The organism is Vibrio sp. Makdt, from assembly GCF_027587015.1.
Taxonomy (GTDB): Bacteria; Pseudomonadota; Gammaproteobacteria; order Enterobacterales; family Vibrionaceae; genus Vibrio; species Vibrio chagasii_B.
This window is the reverse complement of record NZ_JAPPTH010000005.1, coordinates 69,549-84,899: the sequence shown is the minus strand read 5'-3', so window position 1 is coordinate 84,899 and position 15,351 is coordinate 69,549. Positions and strand designations below refer to the sequence as shown.

The window sequence follows — 15,351 nt, the reverse complement described above, 5'->3', positions numbered from 1 at the left end:
CTAACCATAAATCGGTTAATCAATTGCTAGAACCATTTGTATAATAAGTCCGTCGAGATTGGTTACATTCATTTTAAACTACACATGGTTCTTTCACTGTTGCGGTTACTGTAGGCTCGACGCTACTTATCTCGCTATACCTAGTATTGGGTTGTCGTGGGGAATCTGATTCTGCTTTCCGCTTCCACCAGCAATGGTCATGATCTAATAGATAACCAGTCAGAATTTTCAATAACCGCAAGGAGTTTAAAGATGGAAATAAGCAATGAACAACTCAAAATGGACCGTAAGGCAGGAGTTTGGTTTATGATGATAATTTTTATACCTATATCAATTGTCACTATAATCATTCTTCACGGAGTATTCACACACCAACCGGAGCTACTAGACTCTTCAAAACTCAATATTCAAAAGATTGATACACTTCTGATTTCATCGAATCTTCTATTGAGTGACGAAAGCATTTATAAGGTGAGTAGAGAGTTTGCTATTCGATTGGAAACAGGTGATGAGATCATCATTAATCACTATGAAAAGAACATGTCGCAAATCTGCTTCAAGAACACTTGTGAATAGTTTCAGTATCTTTATTGGAACCACCATTATCAATCTCTTAAACTAGGTGAGCACTCTTAAGTGAAAAATGTAACAAGCACTTTTCTTCAATTGGCTTTTATTGTTGGGTATTCACAGTTGATTCCAAATCGATCAATTCGTAGGTTCTTTGCAGGAACTGAAGTTCATAGATCTTGGCTAGGGGGTAACCAAGGCAATATCGGCGAACCTGATGGCGTTCTCTACAGAGAGTGGTACACAAATCGAAAGCAACACCGAAATGCCTCTTTCAAGCAAGTACGAAGAGAATTAAGACAGTATTACGGGCTCTATGGCGAGAAACAGAATTCTTTCCTTACTGTTGCAATAGTAAAAAACATACTGGTACTTTACAGGCATGATTTACATATTTTGAACACAAAAGTAGCCTCACTCTTAAGGGGCAAATCTGCTAGAACGAATGGAAAAACTTAGATAGTAGACATTTTCACAAGGACAATTAATCAATGGATATCTTGACGGGTAGATCTTACTCATACCAACAGATTTTGAGAGTATTTGACGAAACACAAGAGCCAGTCAGGTCTTGCTTAAAACTGATTTGCGAAACGGGAATTAAGCCTTCAAATTTCACTCGCCTACGATATGACGCCGGTTGCTTCTTCATTCCATTTCCAAACGGAGACACACGCAAAATTAATGTTTCGAGTGAAATATCAGCGTTTCTCCTTAAACATAAACTGACTGAAGTTAAATCTACCGTTGTTAATGGCGTAATCGAGCGCCGACAGTTTTCACTACCAAGCGGCCCATTACTCAGTAGTCAGTTCACTAACGCCAGTAGAAGAGCACTCGGTTTCTCTTATGGGATAACCGGCATTAGGGAATATTGGTGTGAGCAACGATACAGACAACTAAAGGTTAAGTATGGCGCAGAAACCGCGCAAATTATCACGCGAGCAGAGATGGGGTTTCAGACTTGCGGGGTAGGGGGGAATCTTTATCAACCTGAACTGCAGATACTCGAGTTGAGAGAATCGTTATTAAGACCAAGCCCCAAGACCTCACAAACGACTTTAGCTGATATAGTCAGTAAAAAGTCGAGAAAAGTCTACGAAAGTGAAATCCGCAACAAATTCATTCTGGAACTGATATAGGTTTGAATTAACTGAACAAACAATATATATTAATGATGACGTCTACTCGGCCGAGTGAGTAAATGTTATCTCTTCAATAATCTCGAGTGGGCTTTCTACTTGTATCAAATTTTCACCTTTAAAGTGGGATTATCAAAGTAACCGTATTTTCATAATCCTACCTTTTTCTATTTAATAGACTATTGCCACCAGCAACACCAGCCTGCGCTGTTTGTTTACCGTGCCAACACGCTTTCTCACCGTGAGGTCAACCGAGAAAAAGTAACCATTAAACAACCAACCAAGTAGGGTTCTCACCCTACGGTGTAGCTCTACTTCAACACCCTTGGAGCTACATGCTAAATCTACAAAACTCTTCTTTACTTGATCAGTCCAACCATGAATTTGCCAAATCAAACTTAAAGTACGCGCCAGCAATAATTTTGTTGTTATGCTCTGTTATCACCCAAGCCTATTGGATTTCAGAAACAACAAATTCATTGATTACGTATGCTTTTGCAACACTAGCTTTGCTAATTTGTACCACTTTCATGATGACAACAGCATTTTACGCAATACTGACACTGGTCATTAAGTTAAAAGTCGAGGACTAACCAAAACTATACCTTCATGGGAGATAATTCCCATATAGGGGAGCTCCCAACATCCATTTAAGGAGCTTCAAATGCAACATTCACTTCTACCCGATACAGAAATGCCAACTAAACTTATTACCTTTCTGCAATCTAATCTCACAGGCAAACCAGATGGAATCTACAATATCACTCTTGGCTGCTTAGAGAATGATGACTCGATAATCGAGTTTCATGTAGAAAAGGCAGTTAATACCTTTACTGGACTTTACATTGCTCGGTTCGATCAATACCCATCAAAGTTCATCCGAATTTACTCCTATAACCTGGTTACACAATTAGCCAACTACTTAGGAGTAGCGGTTGGTTCTTTTGCCAAATGTTATGTAACTCAACTCAAGATTGACTCAAAAATAGATTTATATCTTGATGGGTTATTACGTGGTGAGATTTCGGTAGAGAACATCCAGTTAATTACCGCGCAGCACCAGCATGATCTTGTGATGAATAACGAACGTGTTAATTCTCATTTCAACAAGTTAGTTGGAGGGATGCAGCATGTTTAACATCACCGATAAGTACTTGAAGGCAACTATTGCATTGACTGTCAGTGTATTCGTCATTGCGCTGCCGACAGGCATTGCCACGAATGATTTAGCGATAAGTGTAGTTTGCATGCTACTCGTTGCTTTAAGCGCCATTACGGGCGTCACAATAACAATGTTACTACTGATTAGTGCAGTGTTCAGTTGTGACCCAGAAGTCGAAACTAAATAAACCCTTTCGGGCTACTACCGAAAGGTTCCGTAGCCCTTTGAATACTAGGAGCTACAACATGTCTAATTTAACAGCCAACCAAGTTCAGATGCCTCAAATGGCAGTACAACGTCGAATTGATACTATTTGGTCAGTACTTTTTGAAATTGTTGATGATACAAGTGTTGTGATTATCGGTCTGACTGATAAATGCAAACAGGCCTATGATTTCGAAGGTTCGTACTCTGCATATAACTTTGTTGAAAGTGATGGACGTACAGTTACATCGCTAAAAGTTAAAGATTCCAAAGGTGGGGACATCAGAGAATATGAGGTATTAAACCCTCAATATATCTTTAGTTACATGACTGATTTCTCTAACCTAAGCGTTTCATATGAAGACCCAACCAAACTTCAATGGAAGTCAGATTTTTCCACTGAAATTGATATTTATGGCACATCATCAAAGATGGACCCTATGGAACGACATTTCATTAGTTCTTTGAACAGAGGTTATGATGTGCACATTAACGGGATGCGTATAACCAGTCTAGATGTACAAGATTCTATAATTGAACTTTATGTTGCGGATCGATTGCTCATTATCACCCGTGATCACCTCCAGTGGTGTCAGGAATTTACTAACGGATATTTCCGAAATGTTGAATGCCCAACACTGGACGCTCGTGTTCACATTAAAATGAACTTTACTGAATACTAATTTCAACACAAACCAACCTTAACGGGACTACTTCCCGATAGGGGAGTAGCCCAGAACAATTATGGAGCTACAGCATTATGCTAAATACAACCATCAACAACATCAAATTCGAAGCACCAAAAACCACTACAGATATGCTGCAGGTACTTTTAGCAGACAAATCTGATGGGGCGTACCGTATTACACTCAATAATACGGAATACTCCGAATCTGGCCGAGGTATTCGCCCTCACTTTATTGAAGTAGAGAAAGACAATGACGGCTTTGTTATCTATGAAATGGGTAACTGTATGTATGGTCGTAATCAGAAAGGTGATATCGATCTTATTACTGCAGATTATTTCAATTTTAGGTCTGGTGAGAGCTTCGTTGAACGAAACTACCACTTTTCAGCTTTTACCGGTGACGGCCCAGAAGCTTCGATCGAGAACTTGAAAAGCCTTACAAGCTATTTCAGAATGAGATGCTTTGATTTGCCTGTTGTTGCTGAACTGAAAAAGAACGATGTAGCATGAATACCATCCATATCACTTTAAGTGAGTTGGATGCGATTACTGTCCTACACAACAAAGAAACCATTATTAGCGCATTCCCAAATAATAAGGGACTGAGCAACTTAATTGACCAAGCTACCAAGCTGCTCGATGAAGGTTTCAATGATAAAGACATTGAGATAAAACTTGAGATAGAAGATACATTCAACCCATCGTACATGAACGATGAAACGGGTATTTTCGGATATATCCATGACGAACTATCCAGTGTGAAATAACATCTAATAAAGCATTGTGGGGTTTCCCACTTTGCTTTTTAGCGTTACACCCAAGTAGGGTGGTTTATGTAAGTCAATCTAAGGCTTACATAAACCTCCCTTTTACTAATTACCATTAGTTACCTATTCAACCTTTCATTCACCCCGCTGAATGAAACTGCTTAGGCATGAATCTCAACATGAAGGAAAACCGAGAACAACCAAAAAAAACACAACCCCCCCGTCAGGGCTACTAGCCTATACGGAAGTAGCACCTTAAAGGAAACCATCAAGGAGCTACAATATGTTAGAACTTTTAATCAACGGTACGATTCGTACTTCAACTGTTATCAAGTTAATTACTCAAAATTTTGACCTGATTTTTCTTACTTTCATGTTCGTCATCGGCGCTGTGATTTACACTAAGAACAAATTATTCAACAAGAAGAGTGGTTAATTTTATGTCGACAGTATTTAAACATAAAGTCAGATTTTCTCAGTTATTCAAGCTACTCGGAATTATTTGTTTACTCACCCCTCTTGCTTTTGCATTGATCGGTGAATGGCCTGAAACTTATGACAATGACATTATGCCGGTATTCGCCCACATATATTTTTTATATGGAATTCAGATTATTGGTATCGCGTTCTTTGCGTCATTTTTGTGGCTTGCACAACAAAGCAAATAACCAACCTGTAGTGTAGTCTTCAAATTCCTCGTACTTTATGTATAAAGGGTTTTGGTGATAATACTTAACGAAAGAGAGTCTATATCATGCGTAAAATTTTATTGTTGCTTACAGCAATTACGATGCTTATCGCCAGCTTTATAACGATCATCTTCAGCAGTTACGAATACCCACAAGGTGATTTCATTCAGCTCATTGAGGTCGTAATTAGAAACATTGGATCTGGTGCTGTGCTACTCATAATCTCTGGCCTTTGTTTCAAAGCCATTGATTTCTCGTGATCTAAAATCGGAATCACTATAACTTTGGTTTTCTGATCCCTAACTATAGATACAAGCCTACAGGCACTACTTAGCCTATAGGCCAGTAGCGTCTAAATTTGATAAATGGACCTACTATGCGAGCTATACAATTCGAAGGCGCTTTGACTTCATTCCAAATAGAGTTAGAGCAACTTTTAGTGACAACGAACCGAGTAGATTTACCAAGAAAGCGACTCAGCCATTACCTCAGAATCCGAAAGCAACTTATTAGTGCTGGTGGAGTGTTTACATCGATGGGTTTTGACTTTGCTGCTGGTAATGCTACTGAGATCGTCAAAGCTATTAGCAACGGTATGAGCACGAAAGAGATTAAACAGCAACTCAACCCAAACTACCTATAAATCAATCAGCAATTATTTTGTTGATCTATGACAACCAAGCCAAAAGGCATTACTTATTGCCTACGGCGGTAGTAGTGCCTTTTTTAAGGAGCTATCATGCAACACTCTACTACCCAAAAAATTCAAACCAATAATACAATCAGCCAAAACACCTCTCAAATAGTCAACGGAGATATTCCAGCAAGACTTGAGACATTCATCCGAGAACACTCAAAACGTCTAATCCAAGGTTACATCTCGATTTCAATCCGAGATACTTTGACTGACAATATTGACCCCGAACGCACGATGATGCCTGTAGAGATCTTTGCATACATCAATTTAGGTCAGATACACCTACATTGGATTACTCATGCAAAAGACTATAACAATCCGACCGGAACGCGCCCCTTAACTAGCGAATGCAACGAGGAATTTAACTTTGTTGGCAATTTCTACGCAAGTAATGGCGAACAACTGTTTGGTATAGATGATAGTCGGTCTCACGAAGCACTTAATCGTTTTGCTAACTGGTTAGATGAAATGGTTAGCTGCGACTCGACTACAACTACTCGCAGTCCGTATGGCCCTGATTACATAGCATCTAGCAATCCGGGAGTTCATTTTGAAACTAAGTTTCTAATAGTTCCTACAGATGAATACACAGCTGAACAATTGAGTTGCCTAACTGAACACAAAATGCCGCATTTTAGTAACGAGAAGGCTCTACGCAAATTCTTAGCTACCAACGAATACAAGCATCATGTCTTCAGTACAGTACAAGACTTATTGGAAGAGCTTAATGATGATTTTGACCGTCATAATTACTCACACTTCACTCAAATAAGCTTGAACTTGGACACCCAATAATCACTATCAAAATCAATCTAGCAAGGCTAATCAAATCTTGCACTTATACCTTTGTATCGATCGCTTAAAACTTGTTAAGCGAGTTTACATCGATATTAGTGATCGATTGACTCGACAGTGAGTGCAATACAACAACTATAAGACGAAACTTACTGATCCTGTGGGATCAGTGGGTTTATATAAGCCAAACCACGTGGCTAAGCTTATATAAACCCCACTTTTATCATTCCGATAACCATACCTGCAGCCATTCCTAACCCGGATGTTTAATGATTGGCATGTCATAACTCAGCATGAAGTAAGACCGAGTAATAAAATAAACCTAAAAACCTAACTAACCAACCTAGCAAGCAAGCAAAAACAAGCTTGAGGTTGGAAGCTTATCTAAAACAGAGGGAAAGCGTCTAACCGCACCCTAAACACAACCCTATCGGGCACTACACGCCCAATAGGGGTAGTAGTGCCATCAATTCTATTAAGGACTACTACGATGAACAAACAATTACAAAACCTAAACAATGACTACAACAATTACATTGCGTACCAGGCTCGCGCTGACATCAACAAAGCAAACATTAACTCGCTTGTTGAATGGATCGGGGATTCAATTGAAGATTATATTTCTGATGGCGAAGACATTTCATCTCTTTCTGAAGCCCTCAATAACAATTCATTTATTGAAATTGAAGGTGCTCTAGATTGGCATGATACTAACAATGTAGGTTCTAAATTATGGTGTATGGTCATGACATTCCCAGAATTTGAATTAACATTTAACTGGCTCGAAGATCGTGACGACGGAAGCTATTACACATCAGAACAAACGGTCGTTATGACGAGTTGTACCATTGATGACAAGCAGCGAGAGAACATTGAGTGCATTTTCGCAAATGTTGTAGATGAGATCGCCAATGCCGTAAGTTTGAACGATGGTGACAGCCTGAGTGATACACCGAAGAAACCAACGCTTATTGCTGAACAATTTGAGCAAATTGAGTTATTTCTTAATACATATGGGGAAATGAGTGGCTACTACCGCACTGTTACCTCAATTATTGTAGGTGAGAACTCATATTCGACCACCCTCCTCGTTGAAGCGGATAACGCCATTGATGCTGAACTCAAAACGTTGCTATTCCTTGCTCCAGGAGCTGATGGTTTAGTTGAGCAAGATGGTAAATTCTTTTGCCATTCATATAACACCCTATACGAGCAAACTGAATCCACACCTTTACCTTTGTTCACGTTTGAACAAGAAAAAGGTAACCACCAAATTGTTCGTAATAACGACATCGCCAAACCGCAACCATCGTCTTTAAAATTCCTGAAAGTCTCAGCGACTCCAGAAGCTTTATTGACACTTTGTTCTGAGTTCGATTTAGCGAAAAAAGGTACATCTCTTACTACTTTTTTAGATCTAACGGATCTACTGAATAATGATGGGAAGGTGGACTTGTACAGTCCAAGTAAAGCCGAGGATGTGGCTTCAACTCTACGTCTAAAGCCAATTGATGTTGCAGGAAAGCTGATTCAACTAGTTCAGCCTGAAGTAGCTGTGAAAGAAGAATCTACGCTTTCGTCTTACACAGTTAACCTAGCTCTATTTCAGTTCTTCCAAGAACTGACAGAAGGTACCTGTATAACAACACCTAAGCTGAGCTATCAGTTTGAAGAAGACTTTGCGATTATCTTTGACCTAAATGAAACGCCTACAGTTCGTTCTTACTTAGAGACATATCTAGGCAAGATCGAGACTGATACAGTGATCGTTTACAACGGTTCACATAACTAAACCAACTAACCCACTTGGGAGCTACTACTTCCTTGTGGGGTAGTAGTCCCTTTTATCTAATATTTAAGGACTACATAAATGTGCCAAGCTAAACACCATTCCATGACAACAGCTGAAATTGCCGCATTCATTCGTTTACACGTAATCACAGATAACTCTGAGTTTACTATGAGTGGCCATGATGCAAACGAAGATATCTCCGATGGTATTGACCTGATCAATTGCACCGAGTTACCGAGTGAATCAGAACCAAATTCAAATTCACAAGTAAACATTGGCATGACAGGTTATCACCTCGAGCAAGCAATTGAGGATTGTTTAAATCAGAATCCAGTAATGGGTTACATCATTACTCAAATCGGTCAATTTTCTGACTTAGACCTTAAGCAAATGAATCAAGGGCATTTTGTCTGGCAAAATGTGTATGACAAATCAGAAGAGTGCACATTCCTTGTAGAGTACTCTCTTGAATTCGAGTCGGAAGAAACAAGTACTCCGATTTATAGTCGCATTGCAGTGCTTAAAGCTGCTGGTGATAAGTTCCTAACAAGAATCAAACAACATGCTATATACCCAGATGGCTCGTTGCCAATGTTTGATCGCTTGGAAGAATCAAATCGAGCGCCACTGTTTTATAGCTCGATACAACTAAACCTAACTAAAACGCAAATTGCTAACGTTAAATCAGGAACAGATGTTGATATTGACATTCAATCTAGGTATTGGATGCACAACTCAATCAATCACACACTCCCTGCAGAGCATGAGGAAAAGCACATTGTTGCCTACCTTAATAGCAACGCGGCTGTTGATGAATCACACTTCCAGTCGATCACAACATACTATGAAAGCAATCAATTACCCGATGCGAACCAATACACTTTTGGCTCCGTTTGTGTTTCTGATGCTGAAGGTATGTTTTACGTCCTCGATGTGAATGAATCTTACCCCTCAACAGAAACCCAAACTCCCAACGATGAATGTTTTATCACTGGTCTCTTTGCACCTCGAAACGAAGTACAAAGTGCAATCGACCTACCAGAACCCGAAGAGCACTTAACTGTTTCACGATTGTGTAACGGCGATGTCTCTGCTGTGTGCTATTACGGTGATGACTCAGACATGTGGACTCCAGTTCGAGCAGTAATAGAGATCCAGTTGGGTCAAGGCATAAGCCTTACGATCCCTGCATACGCAGAATAAAGCTAATTAATTAGCAACTAAGCGCAACTTCAAGTTGCGCTTTTTTTGTATCTATTCATTATACGTGTTGAACATCCTCGAAGATAAACAGACGTATATTGTCGCGTCTTACCGAAGCAACATGAAAGTGTATAAACGCGCTGATGCCCGACACAATGACCCGAAAGACATGGAATTTGAGTCAGTCACGTTCTAGCTGTAGCCCCAATGGGCGCAACGCCTTGGTGCGCTCGTTTTCCCTCTATGCTGTCTAGGAATACCATTAAAAGGCTGTAGTAGCCACACAGGGCGTAGAAGTTACGGTTCGAACATGAATACTCAAGGGATTGAGTTAAACGAAATACAAAGAGCATTAGGCCATTCTGAACCGTCAATGAGTTTGAGTACATCGACATTTCAGAAACTCAATTATGCCAAGTTGGGTAACTGGCTTTATAACTTTGTTAGGTTTATGATTTTATTTATTTTCCCTTTTTGGGAATGTAACGGTTGACTGTTTATTGTTCATTTCCCATAATGGGAAATGTAGCAAAGGGGATGTATGCGAATTTTATCAAGACAAACTTTAAAAGAGTTTTGGGAACAACCTAATTACGTTGATTCTGAACAGCTACTAATGGCATGGCATGACGAAGCCAAACACGCAAATTGGCAAACGCCCCAAGACATAAAGGCACTGTACCGAAATGCCTCTTTCGTTGGCAATAATCGCGTTGTGTTCAACATTCATGGTAACAAATATCGACTGATCACCGCGATCAATTACAAATTTTCGATGGTATATGTTCGCTTTATTGGCACACATGAAGACTATGACAAAGTTGATGCAAAAACCGTTTAAAAGAGGCAGATATGCAAGTTAAACCAATCAAAACAGCAGATGATAACCGCGCTGCTTTAGCGCGTATCGAGCAGCTTTGGGATGCTGAACCAAACACACCAGAGGGTGATGAGCTAGAAGTGCTTGCCACTTTAATTGAAGCGTTTGAAGAGGCGAATTATCCAATTGCACCGCCTGATCCAATCGAAGCAATAAAATTCCGTATGGAGCAGCAAGGGTTAGTAGATAAAGACCTTGTTCCTTTCCTTGGTCAGCGTAGCCGTGTTACGGAGATTCTGAGCCGTCAAAGACGTTTATCTATCTCGATGATTCGCAAGCTACACGATGGGCTTAGAATCCCATTAGATACCCTTGTGAGAGATTATCAATTAGTTAAATAGAAGGGAAATTAAAATGGCACGAAAAACGACTTTACTATCCGAACACGGTTGCAGCCTTGTTCTCGTAGAAGAACTTGACTCCAATGGAATCGTGTTATCTACCTCATACGAGGTGACCGATGTCGATGGAAATACCAAACCATATCCTAATAAGGTTATGGCTAAATCAGCTTATGCAAATCGGGTTTACGAAGCAGAGCTGCGTTTAGGCATCTCAAACTCTCCAGGTATGTGAATGTGATTTACAAGGGAAAGGTGAATATGATTAAAGCTCGCTTATTAGCGTTAATATTACCGCTTATTCTTGTTGGGTTTTGAGCCAACTCAGTAGCAATGCGGGTGTTGGGAAAGGTTGATGGTGAAGTGACTTATCCGTTAGCGATTCTAGTTGCTTTTCCATTCTTTCACTGTTTTTGATTTATGACATTAACAAATCACTCAAGCGCTAGTGGAAATTATATGAAATACAGACTTAAACATTTATCTATCTTTGTGGTTGCGGCCCTATTAGCTGTAGTTGGAGTAGTGGCGCAACAAGGTGGGTTTTCGGGAGCACAGTTCGGAGAATCTTGGATAGGTTACAAAATTGGTTTGCCACTTTTTTCCATCATTGCACTTCTAAGCCTTGTTAGAACTGCGCGAGGCCAACAACAGACCAAACAAGCTAAGTAGGGAAAATTGTGAAAACTATGGTAATGAGCAAGGTTAACAACCTTGATGTTCGCGTGTTGGTGTTAGTTATTTTTGTCCTCTCTGGGATGGTATTTATGTATCAAACGTACAGTAATGAAGTGCGTAAAGACAACATTTCCAATGCAGCAAATAAATTCGCTCCTTTGGTTAGCGAGTGCTTGGATAAAAGCAGTACGCTTGAATGCCTTGGACAGTTAAAACTCATTGCAGACAAAGCGACTTTCGAAGCCACACATAAAGTAGCTTTAGAGCAAAATTAGGGGGAAATGATGGAATATGTAGTAGCTATATTCGCAGTCGGGATTATTGCATTTTTCGCAGCAGGGTTTAGAGCTTTTAAAGCTCAAATGAGGCTGCAAGCCTGTATTGATAATGGAAAGGTCCAGTTTGATGGTTGTCAAATAGTACCATCCGAAGGAATCACAGACCCCGATAGAGCCAAGATTGAATATGAAATTCGTTTTTATCTTAATGCAAAACGTAATTTCAAAGATCTAGGTTTGAATCTATATCCAAAAAACTCGGCATAAGGGGAAAAATCATGCGAATACAAGGTTACATCGCGTGTGCTCATTTTGAAGAAACAATCAAACATCTTGGCGAGGGTGATACGCCAGAAAAAGCACTTTCTGATTTTGTTAATGGTGACTTTCAACTCCATTGCGAACGTGATGAAGTCGAAGACGGTTCATACGTCACCGTGAGGGTTTTTAAAGCAATTTATGCAGACACCACCGAAGCAAATATGGACGATTTTGAAGATGGCTGGCAATGGATGCTTGGTGATGAAGTTAGCGAGCATCAAGTGCAATTTTTTGAATGACGAGGGAAAAGGATATGGTTAAAAATATACTAATAGCACTCTTTGCAACTGTGACTGCAAATACTGCTATAGCGAGTGAATATCGAACAGCTCAAGATGTCATTGACCGCTGGATGATTCTTGACACTTGCGTTGATTATGTGAAAACCCAGAAGAAGAAAAATTCTAAATTAGACGCTGAAGCAGAACTTTTGAAATGCGCTAACGAAGCAGAAAAGCGTTTGTCTACTACGCATATTTAGGCACATTAAGGGACAGAGGGAAAAGAGCCATTTTGCACTGCTGCAAAATGTAACTCACATGATTCAATACACTCGGTGCTTATCGTCTTTATCGATTAGCAAGAAAGTGGCAAATAAACTAGAAGGGAAATAAATACACCATGTTTTTTGAGTTCTTTGATTGGAAAATTAAAGCAGGAATAATTATTTCCGTTGCTCTTATGTTGGGTAGCGTAATCAGCTTCATTGTTGCGTGGACAGCACCGGTACCAACCGATGCATTATCAGCCGTAACCAAATATCTAAATTATCGTTGGTTTGCTTTCTTTGTTGTAAGTACTTTCTCTATAGGTGCGGCAACCATGAAGTATCACGATAAAACACTGAAACGTTTTTAATAGGAGAATTGGCGGTGAGCTATGCAATGTTAGACAGTGATTTAGAAGCTCTCAAACAAACACCAGAACTTCAAGGTAGAGCATTTGGTATATCTAGAATCCAACGTTTCATGGGGTTCGGCTACAACCGCGCAGCACACCTAGTCGATGCCGCAGTTGAACTTGGTGTGCTTACTAGAGATCAAGACTCTGATTGGTTAGTTAGGCTAACAGAGCAAAACTAGAGGGAAATCATGATTAAAAATGGTCTAAACGTACAGGTTTGCATTGATGGTGGACCAAATAATAACGCGGAAGTTTTAGAGCGTATCGAGCGTGACTATGGTGTGGTTTATGAGGTTCAACTAGAGGATAGTAACGAAACAATGATCGTTAACGAATCACAGCTACTATCTGACCTTAAAGCCGTGTTTGTTAAGTCTGATATTTCACAATTGAAAGACGCACCTATTGGTGAATCAATTGCTGCAAACACATCGTTTAACGTCATGCTAAAGCAAGACAGCGAAGCGTAGAGAGAAGTTATGAGCAAGCAATGGACACACCAAGAGATTGTTGAGAGGCCGTGAAATGGCATTTGTGAGGAGCCTGGCCTCTCAACTTTCGATATATAAGGGAAACTAACGATGCAAAAAATATTCAGACTTTTAAATCCATACGTTGGTAATCGAGCTTACGTAATTGGCCCACTAATGATTATATGGGGGGCTCAATTTACCTCTGAAAAAATCATAGCAATAGCATTTATTGTTTCTGGACTAGTGATCATGGTTACTCGCCCTTTAGCAGAACTTGGTGACAAACAAACTCACACAAGTAGGGAAAAATCATGCAAGTGAATTTTATTGATGTTGGCAGTTCTTCAATGAATTGGAGTGCCGAAGTAGAGGAACTTAACTATGAAAATCTCTATAACGAAATAAAGAAAAGAGGTGCGCTGTACAGCAATGATGTTGAGTTTACCTATGAAGAAAGTAGCGGCAAAGGGTCGATCATTGTAGGTATGGTTCGTACTGGTGGTAAGTTCGAAGTAGTGCAACAAAAACAATCTTAGGTGGATGTATGGACTTACCAGACTGGACGCCTCCGCCATGCCCCAAATGCGGGGCTAATGAAATGTATCACAAGCTAGTGAGCCACGTTCCTTCATCAAAAGAATTTAGAACTCAAAATGGATGGTACTGTGCAAAGTGCAATGCAGGGCCTTTCCAGTTGGGTAACTTCTCAGAATCAGGTGCAGCTCAGTTCGCTGTATCGCTATTGAACAGATAACTAGAGGGATAAAACGCTCATGGGTATGACTGTCTGTGAGCACTGAGAAAAATGGACCAACACTGCCTTAATCGCCCATAACCAAGACGGCAAGTGCTTAGCCACTTTTGGTAGTAAATCGAAGTTTTACACACAAGGTTGTGGCTATAACTCGGCAGATGAACTCGACCAGAAATTTGCTGGCGACATTACTAATTCAGATAAGTAGGGAAAAGATCATTATGAAAAACCTCATGATTACAACGCTTTTAAGTGTGTTTGCATCGAGCGTTAGCGCCTCTGGTGAGGTTATAACGGAACGTGATTTGATGAAGCACTACGTAGCGGATCTTGAATCTGAATACATTGGTCAGTCAGTAGATCTTTATGATGGTGGCGCTGTAAATACGGCGGTCAAAAAGTACCGGCAATATTTGATGTTATGTAACCATAAGTTCGCATCGAACAAATGCGAGCAAGCCACACAGGAATTGACGGAATTAGACAATGCCCTTACTGCTCATTTCAGGTTTCACAGTGACCTAGCAGAAATGTGGGTTATCAAAGAATCTTTGGATACATCAGTCCCAAATGAAAATACTGAAGAATGGAGAAAGCTAAAATCTAAGTACGAGCATTCATTAGCTTGCGGTTTGGCATCTGGTGAATTCGATCAGGATTGCATGAGAAATTAGAGGGAAAGTCAAGGTATGGCGAAATGCTGTGATAAATCTGTTACTGTTTATATCGTCTGTACTGCACATGGCTTTTGCGGCGAGCAACACGGTGAAACCTTCGCTAGACAAATGCTGAGTGACGCGGATATATCGATGGCCAATCAGCAAGATGCCGAAATCATTAAGTCACTTGGCCAAGAGTATGTTGATACAGTAAATCGTCTAACATGCGAGTAACGAGGGGATAGGAATGCGAGAGTTAAAGTTTGGAAAGTCTTTAATCGTTTTTGGGGCCGTCAATGTCATATTGCTAATGTCTGTACTCCACATTAAAGCTTTCATTGCAGAGACGCCTATT

General features: G+C 40.0%; 28 protein-coding genes. All 28 read left to right on the top strand.

Features of this window, described 5'->3' with window-relative positions; genetic code table 11:
- Positions 1-306 precede the first annotated feature (306 nt).
- The 28 genes from OH460_RS07885 (at position 307) to OH460_RS07750 (ending at position 15,230) form a co-directional block, all read left to right on the top strand.
- The gene (locus OH460_RS07885) at positions 307-576 is read left to right on the top strand and encodes a hypothetical protein (RefSeq protein ID WP_269996395.1); all 270 of its coding nucleotides are present in this window, start codon (positions 307-309) and stop codon (positions 574-576) included.
- A gap of 1,800 nt (positions 577-2,376) precedes the next feature.
- Positions 2,377-2,850 (top strand): hypothetical protein, encoded by a 474-nt coding sequence (locus OH460_RS07880; protein WP_269996393.1) that lies wholly within the window; start codon positions 2,377-2,379, stop codon positions 2,848-2,850.
- Positions 2,843-3,061 carry a hypothetical protein gene (locus OH460_RS07875; protein WP_269996391.1) on the top strand — a complete coding sequence of 73 codons (219 nt, stop codon included), beginning with the start codon at positions 2,843-2,845 and terminating at the stop codon, positions 3,059-3,061. Before OH460_RS07880 ends, OH460_RS07875 begins: the two co-directional genes overlap by 8 nt.
- 58 nt (positions 3,062-3,119) lie before the next feature.
- Positions 3,120-3,761: a hypothetical protein gene (locus OH460_RS07870; protein ID WP_269996389.1), complete on the top strand. Its 642-nt coding sequence runs from the start codon at positions 3,120-3,122 to the stop codon at positions 3,759-3,761.
- A gap of 77 nt (positions 3,762-3,838) precedes the next feature.
- Positions 3,839-4,276, top strand: coding sequence for a hypothetical protein (locus tag OH460_RS07865; protein WP_269996388.1), 438 nt, complete (start codon positions 3,839-3,841; stop codon positions 4,274-4,276).
- On the top strand, positions 4,273-4,533 hold the full coding sequence (locus OH460_RS07860) for a hypothetical protein (RefSeq protein ID WP_269996387.1): 261 nt from the start codon (positions 4,273-4,275) through the stop codon (positions 4,531-4,533). Before OH460_RS07865 ends, OH460_RS07860 begins: the two co-directional genes overlap by 4 nt.
- 283 nt (positions 4,534-4,816) lie before the next feature.
- A complete protein-coding gene (locus OH460_RS07855; RefSeq protein ID WP_269996386.1) occupies positions 4,817-4,969 on the top strand; it encodes a hypothetical protein in 153 nt (50 codons plus the stop codon).
- A 4-nt stretch (positions 4,970-4,973) separates the two neighbouring features.
- Positions 4,974-5,201, top strand: coding sequence for a hypothetical protein (locus tag OH460_RS07850; RefSeq protein WP_269996385.1), 228 nt, complete (start codon positions 4,974-4,976; stop codon positions 5,199-5,201).
- Positions 5,202-5,287: 86 nt separating this feature from the next.
- Positions 5,288-5,482: a hypothetical protein gene (locus tag OH460_RS07845; protein WP_269996384.1), complete on the top strand. Its 195-nt coding sequence runs from the start codon at positions 5,288-5,290 to the stop codon at positions 5,480-5,482.
- Between the two features lie 116 nt (positions 5,483-5,598).
- Positions 5,599-5,865, top strand: coding sequence for a hypothetical protein (locus tag OH460_RS07840; RefSeq protein WP_269996383.1), 267 nt, complete (start codon positions 5,599-5,601; stop codon positions 5,863-5,865).
- Positions 5,866-5,961: 96 nt separating this feature from the next.
- Positions 5,962-6,714 (top strand): hypothetical protein, encoded by a 753-nt coding sequence (locus OH460_RS07835; RefSeq protein ID WP_269996382.1) that lies wholly within the window; start codon positions 5,962-5,964, stop codon positions 6,712-6,714.
- Between the two features lie 490 nt (positions 6,715-7,204).
- On the top strand, positions 7,205-8,506 hold the full coding sequence (locus OH460_RS07830; protein ID WP_269996381.1) for a hypothetical protein: 1,302 nt from the start codon (positions 7,205-7,207) through the stop codon (positions 8,504-8,506).
- A gap of 78 nt (positions 8,507-8,584) precedes the next feature.
- A complete protein-coding gene (locus OH460_RS07825) occupies positions 8,585-9,709 on the top strand; it encodes a hypothetical protein (protein WP_269996380.1) in 1,125 nt (374 codons plus the stop codon).
- Positions 9,710-10,250: 541 nt separating this feature from the next.
- Positions 10,251-10,550 (top strand): type II toxin-antitoxin system HigB family toxin, encoded by a 300-nt coding sequence (locus tag OH460_RS07820; protein ID WP_269996379.1) that lies wholly within the window; start codon positions 10,251-10,253, stop codon positions 10,548-10,550.
- A gap of 11 nt (positions 10,551-10,561) precedes the next feature.
- Positions 10,562-10,930, top strand: a complete 369-nt coding sequence (locus OH460_RS07815) for a helix-turn-helix domain-containing protein (RefSeq protein WP_269996378.1) — start codon at positions 10,562-10,564, stop codon at positions 10,928-10,930.
- 13 nt (positions 10,931-10,943) lie between these two features.
- Entirely contained in the window at positions 10,944-11,165 is a 222-nt protein-coding gene (locus OH460_RS07810) for a hypothetical protein (RefSeq protein ID WP_269996377.1), read from the top strand.
- A 224-nt stretch (positions 11,166-11,389) separates the two neighbouring features.
- Positions 11,390-11,602 (top strand): hypothetical protein, encoded by a 213-nt coding sequence (locus tag OH460_RS07805; protein WP_269996376.1) that lies wholly within the window; start codon positions 11,390-11,392, stop codon positions 11,600-11,602.
- A gap of 8 nt (positions 11,603-11,610) precedes the next feature.
- Positions 11,611-11,883 carry a hypothetical protein gene (locus OH460_RS07800; RefSeq protein ID WP_269996375.1) on the top strand — a complete coding sequence of 91 codons (273 nt, stop codon included), beginning with the start codon at positions 11,611-11,613 and terminating at the stop codon, positions 11,881-11,883.
- 9 nt (positions 11,884-11,892) lie between these two features.
- The gene (locus OH460_RS07795; protein WP_269996374.1) at positions 11,893-12,153 is read left to right on the top strand and encodes a hypothetical protein; all 261 of its coding nucleotides are present in this window, start codon (positions 11,893-11,895) and stop codon (positions 12,151-12,153) included.
- A gap of 11 nt (positions 12,154-12,164) precedes the next feature.
- Positions 12,165-12,446 carry a hypothetical protein gene (locus OH460_RS07790; protein ID WP_269996373.1) on the top strand — a complete coding sequence of 94 codons (282 nt, stop codon included), beginning with the start codon at positions 12,165-12,167 and terminating at the stop codon, positions 12,444-12,446.
- Positions 12,447-12,460: 14 nt separating this feature from the next.
- Entirely contained in the window at positions 12,461-12,688 is a 228-nt protein-coding gene (locus tag OH460_RS07785) for a hypothetical protein (RefSeq protein ID WP_269996372.1), read from the top strand.
- 140 nt (positions 12,689-12,828) lie between these two features.
- Positions 12,829-13,065 (top strand): hypothetical protein, encoded by a 237-nt coding sequence (locus OH460_RS07780; RefSeq protein ID WP_269996371.1) that lies wholly within the window; start codon positions 12,829-12,831, stop codon positions 13,063-13,065.
- A gap of 14 nt (positions 13,066-13,079) precedes the next feature.
- Complete coding sequence (locus OH460_RS07775) at positions 13,080-13,289, top strand: hypothetical protein (RefSeq protein WP_269996370.1); 210 nt, start codon at positions 13,080-13,082, stop codon at positions 13,287-13,289.
- Positions 13,290-13,298: 9 nt separating this feature from the next.
- Positions 13,299-13,580 (top strand): hypothetical protein, encoded by a 282-nt coding sequence (locus OH460_RS07770; RefSeq protein WP_269996369.1) that lies wholly within the window; start codon positions 13,299-13,301, stop codon positions 13,578-13,580.
- Positions 13,581-13,894: 314 nt separating this feature from the next.
- Entirely contained in the window at positions 13,895-14,119 is a 225-nt protein-coding gene (locus tag OH460_RS07765) for a hypothetical protein (RefSeq protein ID WP_269996368.1), read from the top strand.
- An 8-nt stretch (positions 14,120-14,127) separates the two neighbouring features.
- On the top strand, positions 14,128-14,337 hold the full coding sequence (locus OH460_RS07760; protein WP_269996367.1) for a hypothetical protein: 210 nt from the start codon (positions 14,128-14,130) through the stop codon (positions 14,335-14,337).
- A 221-nt stretch (positions 14,338-14,558) separates the two neighbouring features.
- On the top strand, positions 14,559-15,011 hold the full coding sequence (locus OH460_RS07755; RefSeq protein WP_269996366.1) for a hypothetical protein: 453 nt from the start codon (positions 14,559-14,561) through the stop codon (positions 15,009-15,011).
- A 15-nt stretch (positions 15,012-15,026) separates the two neighbouring features.
- Entirely contained in the window at positions 15,027-15,230 is a 204-nt protein-coding gene (locus OH460_RS07750; protein ID WP_269996365.1) for a hypothetical protein, read from the top strand.
- Positions 15,231-15,351: the final 121 nt, after the last annotated feature.

Bases quoted from the DNA above. Each gene is read 5' to 3' on its own strand.
- OH460_RS07885 (WP_269996395.1), top strand. From the start codon at position 307: ATGATGATAATTTTTATACCTATATCAATTGTCACTATAATCATTCTT.
- OH460_RS07880 (WP_269996393.1), top strand. From the start codon at position 2,377: ATGCAACATTCACTTCTACCCGATACAGAAATGCCAACTAAACTTATT.
- OH460_RS07875 (WP_269996391.1), top strand. From the start codon at position 2,843: ATGTTTAACATCACCGATAAGTACTTGAAGGCAACTATTGCATTGACT.
- OH460_RS07870 (WP_269996389.1), top strand. From the start codon at position 3,120: ATGTCTAATTTAACAGCCAACCAAGTTCAGATGCCTCAAATGGCAGTA.
- OH460_RS07865 (WP_269996388.1), top strand. From the start codon at position 3,839: ATGCTAAATACAACCATCAACAACATCAAATTCGAAGCACCAAAAACC.
- OH460_RS07860 (WP_269996387.1), top strand. From the start codon at position 4,273: ATGAATACCATCCATATCACTTTAAGTGAGTTGGATGCGATTACTGTC.
- OH460_RS07855 (WP_269996386.1), top strand. From the start codon at position 4,817: ATGTTAGAACTTTTAATCAACGGTACGATTCGTACTTCAACTGTTATC.
- OH460_RS07850 (WP_269996385.1), top strand. From the start codon at position 4,974: ATGTCGACAGTATTTAAACATAAAGTCAGATTTTCTCAGTTATTCAAG.
- OH460_RS07845 (WP_269996384.1), top strand. From the start codon at position 5,288: ATGCGTAAAATTTTATTGTTGCTTACAGCAATTACGATGCTTATCGCC.
- OH460_RS07840 (WP_269996383.1), top strand. From the start codon at position 5,599: ATGCGAGCTATACAATTCGAAGGCGCTTTGACTTCATTCCAAATAGAG.
- OH460_RS07835 (WP_269996382.1), top strand. From the start codon at position 5,962: ATGCAACACTCTACTACCCAAAAAATTCAAACCAATAATACAATCAGC.
- OH460_RS07830 (WP_269996381.1), top strand. From the start codon at position 7,205: ATGAACAAACAATTACAAAACCTAAACAATGACTACAACAATTACATT.
- OH460_RS07825 (WP_269996380.1), top strand. From the start codon at position 8,585: ATGTGCCAAGCTAAACACCATTCCATGACAACAGCTGAAATTGCCGCA.
- OH460_RS07820 (WP_269996379.1), top strand. From the start codon at position 10,251: ATGCGAATTTTATCAAGACAAACTTTAAAAGAGTTTTGGGAACAACCT.
- OH460_RS07815 (WP_269996378.1), top strand. From the start codon at position 10,562: ATGCAAGTTAAACCAATCAAAACAGCAGATGATAACCGCGCTGCTTTA.
- OH460_RS07810 (WP_269996377.1), top strand. From the start codon at position 10,944: ATGGCACGAAAAACGACTTTACTATCCGAACACGGTTGCAGCCTTGTT.
- OH460_RS07805 (WP_269996376.1), top strand. From the start codon at position 11,390: ATGAAATACAGACTTAAACATTTATCTATCTTTGTGGTTGCGGCCCTA.
- OH460_RS07795 (WP_269996374.1), top strand. From the start codon at position 11,893: ATGGAATATGTAGTAGCTATATTCGCAGTCGGGATTATTGCATTTTTC.
- OH460_RS07790 (WP_269996373.1), top strand. From the start codon at position 12,165: ATGCGAATACAAGGTTACATCGCGTGTGCTCATTTTGAAGAAACAATC.
- OH460_RS07785 (WP_269996372.1), top strand. From the start codon at position 12,461: ATGGTTAAAAATATACTAATAGCACTCTTTGCAACTGTGACTGCAAAT.
- OH460_RS07780 (WP_269996371.1), top strand. From the start codon at position 12,829: ATGTTTTTTGAGTTCTTTGATTGGAAAATTAAAGCAGGAATAATTATT.
- OH460_RS07770 (WP_269996369.1), top strand. From the start codon at position 13,299: ATGATTAAAAATGGTCTAAACGTACAGGTTTGCATTGATGGTGGACCA.
- OH460_RS07765 (WP_269996368.1), top strand. From the start codon at position 13,895: ATGCAAGTGAATTTTATTGATGTTGGCAGTTCTTCAATGAATTGGAGT.
- OH460_RS07760 (WP_269996367.1), top strand. From the start codon at position 14,128: ATGGACTTACCAGACTGGACGCCTCCGCCATGCCCCAAATGCGGGGCT.
- OH460_RS07755 (WP_269996366.1), top strand. From the start codon at position 14,559: ATGAAAAACCTCATGATTACAACGCTTTTAAGTGTGTTTGCATCGAGC.
- OH460_RS07750 (WP_269996365.1), top strand. From the start codon at position 15,027: ATGGCGAAATGCTGTGATAAATCTGTTACTGTTTATATCGTCTGTACT.